Origin of the sequence: Microcystis sp. M083S1, assembly GCF_020246405.1 — a bacterium.
GTDB classification, from domain to species: Bacteria; Cyanobacteriota; Cyanobacteriia; order Cyanobacteriales; family Microcystaceae; genus Microcystis; species Microcystis aeruginosa_C.
Genome location: NZ_JADBTB010000194.1, coordinates 1 through 6492 on the forward strand (window position 1 = coordinate 1; position 6492 = coordinate 6492).

At 47.7% G+C, this 6492-nt stretch carries 5 protein-coding genes; 2 read left to right on the forward strand and 3 right to left on the reverse strand.

Annotated features, from left to right (window positions below):
- Both IM450_RS17900 and IM450_RS17905 read left to right on the forward strand, forming a co-directional pair.
- Positions 1-114: transposase (locus IM450_RS17900; RefSeq protein WP_271927689.1), on the forward strand; the 114-nt coding region annotated here is incomplete at its 5' end.
- A gap of 35 nt (positions 115-149) precedes the next feature.
- On the forward strand, positions 150-401 hold the full coding sequence (locus IM450_RS17905; protein ID WP_110580383.1) for a transposase: 252 nt from the start codon (positions 150-152) through the stop codon (positions 399-401).
- 197 nt (positions 402-598) lie between these two features.
- Here IM450_RS17905 and IM450_RS17910 read toward each other — a convergent pair whose 3' ends face one another.
- The 3 genes from IM450_RS17910 to IM450_RS17920 all read right to left on the reverse strand — a co-directional run.
- Positions 599-3283: a glycoside hydrolase family 99-like domain-containing protein gene (locus IM450_RS17910; protein ID WP_287664524.1), complete on the reverse strand. Its 2685-nt coding sequence runs from the start codon at positions 3281-3283 to the stop codon at positions 599-601.
- The gene (locus IM450_RS17915; RefSeq protein ID WP_287664526.1) at positions 3280-3936 is read right to left on the reverse strand and encodes a hypothetical protein; all 657 of its coding nucleotides are present in this window, start codon (positions 3934-3936) and stop codon (positions 3280-3282) included. Before IM450_RS17915 ends, IM450_RS17910 begins: the two co-directional genes overlap by 4 nt.
- A gap of 121 nt (positions 3937-4057) precedes the next feature.
- A partial coding sequence (locus tag IM450_RS17920) for a glycosyltransferase (protein ID WP_287664528.1) occupies positions 4058-6492 on the reverse strand: 2435 nt, incomplete at its 5' end.

The following is a 6492-nucleotide window of genomic DNA, read 5'->3' on the forward strand; positions in this document are numbered from 1 at the left end:
ACAGTTGAAGGAATTAATAATAAACTGAAGGTGATTAAAAGGAGAGGCTATGGATTTAGAAACTTTAAAAACTTTAGTCTTAGATGTTTATTAAATTGGCATTTTGCTAGTTGATTTTACATGGTAAGTTCGGAAGAACCTTAGTATTTATGTATGGGGGAAGTCCAGAAATACCAGAAAATATTATTCTCATGTTTCAACCGCCCTATTCCCCTGAATGCAATCCGATTGAACAGATTTGGCAATACTTAAAGAAAGGATTAAGATGGAAATTACCGACTTCTTTAGATGAATTAAGAAGATTAATTACCGAGAGGCTGAAAGTCATGACTCGTAAAGTAATTGCCTCAATTACAGGACGGGCTTATATTCTAGAGGCTTTATCTGTCGCCAAAGTTTAGAAAATTGGTATTATTAACTTGAACAATCAATTATCTTTCTCCTGCTGCCCCCTTACTTTTTCAGCAAGTCCTAAGTATGTTTACTCAAGTCTCTAGAGGGGACAGCCAATGTGACAGTTGAGGGTGCTGAATGTGGGGTCTAAACTTCTTTCTCTTGCCTACAACCGAGTGCCGATGTCCGACCGTTTTCTTTATATTCATTTACGAACTGTCTCTTCGGATAGATCTATCCGATAGTTTCTGCGCAATAAATTAAGGAGGTTGCGGCGGTATCGGAACCAACCGCACTCGCTCCGGGCTTTTGTCATGGCTCGCTCTCCCAATGCTGATCGCCAGATTGGCTCTTCGTATAACTGGCGCAATTTTTGCACCATCATCTGGGTGTTGAGATAGGGAACGAGTACGCCCGCATCGGGCGATAGTACTTCGGAAAGCCCACCCCCCTCGAAAGCGAGGACGGGTAAGCCTTTGTACATCGCCTCTAAACCGATTCGTGAGAAATGATCTTCGCGTGCGGGCAGTAAAAAAACATCCGCCGCTTCGAGATAGGGTAAAAGCGTCGGCCGACTTCCCGTAAAAATTACCCGATCGCTTAAGCCGAGCGTCGCCAGATCGTGTTCGCACCAATTCCGGAATAGAGAATCGTCCTGTTCCTCTCCAATCCAGAGAAAACGGAATTTTTCCGTACCGAGATGGGAAAAAACCTCTCGGACAATCGGAACGATCAGATCTGCTCCCCCTCGGGGAGCGATCGGGCCGTTGGCGAGAACGAGAAAGCTATCAGGGGGAAAATTGAATTCGGCGAGAACGCTCGGGTACTGTTCACTCGATTGCTCACCCAGATCGGAACGAATTCCAGGATAAATGACCGTTATACGCTCGTTCGAGGTACAAATATCCTTCTCCGTCAATTTTTGCCTCATCATTTCCGAAGTGACAACTATCCGCTCCGAAACTTCTCCTAGCTCCGTTAGAAGACTCGAATCTGCGAACGTTTCCCCGATGGCGGGGAGTTCGTCGAGGACGGTGAGAATCGGTATTCCGATCGAGTGCAGGGAACGAGCTAGATCGCCGGGGAGGAGTGTATAGCCTAGTGCCAGATCGATCGAACGACCTGCGAGATCTTCGAGCGTCTTCCCGATCGCTTCCGAACGGGAGAGTCCTTCACAGGTCAAAGTTTCCAGATCGAATGCCAAGGACCATTCCGGCGATTTTTCCCCAGCTTGCCCTTGCCCACACAGCAATATATAACAGATTACCCCATCCGCGGGCGCGAGTGCGTGCCGGATATCTTCGGCGAGTTGAAAGGGTGTCCGGGAGCGGTCGTAGAAAAATAAAATTCGATAGTGGGCTGTTTCCGCTTTTCGGGCGAGATCGGCGCGGGGACTAACCCACTCGACTTTCGGTCGGGTGGTGATCGCTACCCGTTGACCGTTCGGTGTTCCGATCAGACGGCATTCTTCTTGAATGGCTTGCCGGTATCGCTCGTAAGCGACCCGATCAATGTAGGCGGTAGAAATATTTTCTTCGACAGCGTCACGGGTCGCCTCTAAATAAGCCCGTCCATCCCGCAGGCTCGGTTCCAACACCGCCCCCTCAGCCCATTCGTTCCAAGCATTGATAAAGACCAAGCTCTCGCCTCCCCCCGCATTTTCCGAGGCTTGCAGGATCAGGTGGCGTAACCACTGACGGTAGGCTTGAGGACTACTATAATGGTAGATTAGCGAGCCGTGGCGCCGTCGGGCCGTATTGTCCCAAGCGAGCATCGCGCCCCGGTAAAAAGGAAAATTCGGTGCTGGACGTTCTAAACCTTTTAACATTCCGGTGTAGTAATCGCGTACGAGACCTTGAAAATTCGGATCGAGGCCTGGAACGCTTCGGGTAATGTCGTAACCCGGGAAAAAATGGGGGGGGAACTCGACCAAGGCATCGAATCCGAGTGATCGGGGATCGGCGATCTCGAATTGCACTGCGCATAGGTGTAATCCAGGTAATCCCGCCTTTTCCGCCGCCCGCCTCCAAACCTCCGCAGTCACGAGGGCATTCGCTAGTAATTCGGGACGGTATACCAATAATATCGGCTTGCCGTCAACCTTCAAATAGTGTTGGTCTTGCAAGAGCGGCAGAACATCGAGGATAAATCGATTGTCCCCCTCCAACGTATGATCTTGGGCGAGAAGAATCTCTCGATCTCTACCGTCCCAGCGCCGGCTCCAACTCTCGTTAGCCCAACAGATACAGAATGGAAAATCCACATCATGGCGTTCGACCGCATTTTGCAGGGGACGCTCAAGAATCCGCCGACCGTTAAACCAGTAATAATAGTAACAGAAACCGTCAATACCGTACTCGCGCGCTAGGGCGACCTGTTGGGGATAAATTTCTGCTAAACGTAGATCGTAAAACCCCAGTTCGGAAGGCAAACGGGGCTGATAGTGACCAGGGAACATAGGGGTCGCCGCTGTAACATTCGTCCATTCCGTAAACCCTTTACCCCACCATTCATCATTCTCGGGAATCGGGTGGAATTGGGGTAAATAAAAGGCGATCAGCTTCGGTCGCCCCGATATTCCAGTCAACTCCCTCCCAGGTATAGGGGCCTTTGGCAATCGTCCCTTGGCCATTCCCACGGTGAGATAGTGAACTAGCGGATGAATCCCGGAACGGATCACATCGGGATTCATCGCTAGATAGTAAGGGGTATCAAAAAGAGGGCTGGGATCGAGGCTTCTTTCTGCGCCGTAGTGTAGGTAATGTTCGATGAGGGTAAAGTCGGTCTCGATCGCGTCGGGATTTTGACTTAAATAAAAACGCTCGTCGAAAAATCCACTATTTCGGATTAGTTCGACGGTCGCCCATAAATTCATCGGGGAATCAGTCACTTCTCACCTCGTGGGTTTTGAACACGATAATAATGTAAAAGTGGATTGATATCAATATCGGGATGGCTTTGTAAATAGGATAGTGTATCGAAGCACTGATTGGGATTCCGTCCCTGAAGGTAATTATCAATATAGTGTTTTAAGGGATCGGCTCCCGCCGCAGCTACATCCGGATTCATCATTAAATAGTATTCTGGATCGAATAAGCCACTGTTCGCCAGTTCTGTGTAAATTTTTTCTTCTCGCAGTTTGGTAGCTAATTTTCCAGTTGCCGTCCAGTATAAAAGTTTACTCCAAGATACAATAATCGAAAATCGCTCGAAAAGTTTTGCGAGCTTCCACGCTTTCGAGGTACGAATACCGATCAACTCGTATTGTAGTTGGGCGAGCCTTTTTCGGTAGTCATTCGTCGTCGATTCCAATTTCTCTTCTAGTTCTCGTGTTCTTATCTCTAGCTTTTCAATCCGTCGATCTCGTCGAATAATTCCAGATTCAAGAGATTGAATCCATCGAGTTTTATCGCCCATCTCCTGCAGTACACAAGCACTCCATTCTTGTAGCCTCCGCTCCGATAAGCGGGTTGAGTCAAAATCTTTCTCCTCGATCAGGTCGAGCCTCGGTAAACTATCTTTCTCAATAATCTCTCGATTCAATGGATTTTCTCTCTCCTCGATCATGATACTTGGTTTTCCCTGGAAATAATAAAGAAAAAAGTAATCTGTTGGCAAAAATAACGGGGGGCAATTCGAGCCGATGCCCGTAAACAACCCCTATTCACGAGTTCGTGGGTCTGGAAGCACCTTCCTTGTCCGTTTGCGTTGCCGAGGGGAGACCCGCGAGAACTTCCGCAAGGGTAGTTCGGATTTTTTGTCCCACTACGTCCAGCGAAAATCGCTCGGTAGCGAATTCTAGCCCTTTGGCCGAGAGGGCCTCCCATTTCGGCCGCGAGTTATAGACATCGATAATAGAACGGGCGAATTCTTCGGGATCGTCCGCTACAAGTACCTCTTTTCCTTGTGTCATCCCCATTCCCTCAACCGCGATACTCGTCGCCACGACAGGTACACCGTAAAGCAGACTAGACACAATTTTTCCCTTCATACCGGCACCGAACCGAAGCGGCGCAATCGAAAGCCGAACGCTACCGAAAAGCTCGTGCAAATCGGCGATATAACCCTTAATAACAATTCTATCTGAGGCGAATTTTGCGATATTTTCTGGCATGTTAGAACCCGCAATAATCAAACGGCAATCGGGAATCTCTTGGCTAATTCGTGGAAAGATCGAGGTAATAAAAAATGAGATAGCATCCCTATTAGGAAAATGGGCAAATTGACCGATGAAACCGATATTGCATCGATCATCAAAATCTATTTTTTGAATAGTTTTTGGCAATTCTCGAATGATCGGAATAACGGATAATCTTGCGGGAGGGAAAATCTTTTTAATCAATTCGGCTTCCTCCTGACTAACGACGATCGTTCTCTCGCAAATGGCGATCGCACGAATTTCATCTCGAAAAGTTCGGGCAACTTCATCGAAAGAATCTAATTTTTCCAAAACAGCCGCTCCTCTCGACTGCCGCAGGAAATGCAGATCGACCGTGTTAAAAATCAGTTTTGCGTTTGGGGCGTAGCGACGCACGACATCGATGTACAAGGAGGCGACATCAACTCGCGAGAGGACAATAATATCGAATTTATTTCCCTGAAGCTCTATATATTCTTCAATAGAATTAATATAAGGGCGATAAATACATTCAATACCGATTCTTTGAAGATTTTTAATGTAGGGAGAATCCCCCTCGTGCAAAAAATTATCGGCGATAAATGTAACCGCCCAATCCGCTTCTCTGGCCACTTTCATAAAATTAAAAATATCTCCAGAGCCGGAGTCGCGATCCGGGGTCGGAGCCGTAACGTCCAACATGAGTAATTTTCGAGGAACTCGATGATCTCGATTGGGTAGATCCCGCCAGTCTGGAGCCTCCGCGTGTTCCCTTAGGGTAGTCTCCCAACGTTTTAAAAATTTCGGTTTGTTGACGGCTTGATAACGTTTAACTCCCTTGCTGAGGTCGGTTCCTGAAGAGATGCCCTCAAAATGAATGATTTTAGAAAAGCAGGTATAGATCACTTTATAACCCGCTTTCCGAACTCGGAACGCCAGATCCGTATCCTCGTAATAGGCTGGAGAAAATAAAGGGTCAAACCCCTGTAGTTGTCGCCAGAGTTCCGACGGTAAAGCGATCGACGCGCCCGAACAGTAATCGGTTTCCCGAACAAAATTATACTCGCAAGCCTCGGGATCGCCGTTCCGACCGTAATTACACCCAGAACCGTCGCGCCAGATTAATCCGCCCGCTTCTTGTAACGTACCGTTAGGATAAATCAACATGGAGCCCACTAAACCGACCTTTTCTTGACGCGAAAAGGGATCGATGATCTCGCTCAACCAATCCTGGAAAGGAACCGTATCATTATTAAGGAAAATAAGGTAATCTCCTTTTGCTTGTCGGGCGGCGAGATTACAAGAGTTTAAAAACCCGTAATTTTCCGGGTTACGCAGATAAAGAAGCCCCTCGATCAAGGCCAGTATTTCTGGTGTAGTATCGTTCGAGCTATCGTCCACCACGATCACCTCGAAAGAAAGATCGGTGTTCTGTAGCGCTAATCCCTTGAGACAGCGAAGCGTGTAGTGAATTTGGTTATAAACGGGGATAATAATACTTACCTTCGGATTCTCGATAACTGGAAAAGAAATTGTCCGCGCTTCTCGCTCTAACGGTATGGATAATTCCGTTTGGGTAAGCGTGTCGATCGTAGCGGCGACCACGGAAGATAATCTATCCGCTAGGAGCGAAGAGTAAGGGGTATTCTCAATACCGCTCTCTACGCAATGTAACAAAGGATCGATTCCCGACGCGATAACTTCTGGATAATTTTTACGATAGTATCCGACATCGAACAATGGATGGGGATTGTATCCAGCTTCCGAGCCGATCGTTAAATAATGCACCAAAGGATCGGTAGCCGATGATACGACTTCCGGACAAATTTTTCGATAATACCCCGTATCGAAAAGGGGGTGGGGATTGCGACCGGATAGTGAACCGAGCGTTATGTAGTGCGCCAGAGGATTCATCCCGGAATCGGCCGCTTCCGGGCAGGTTTTGAGGTAGTATTCCGTATCGAAAAGGGGGTGGGGATTGC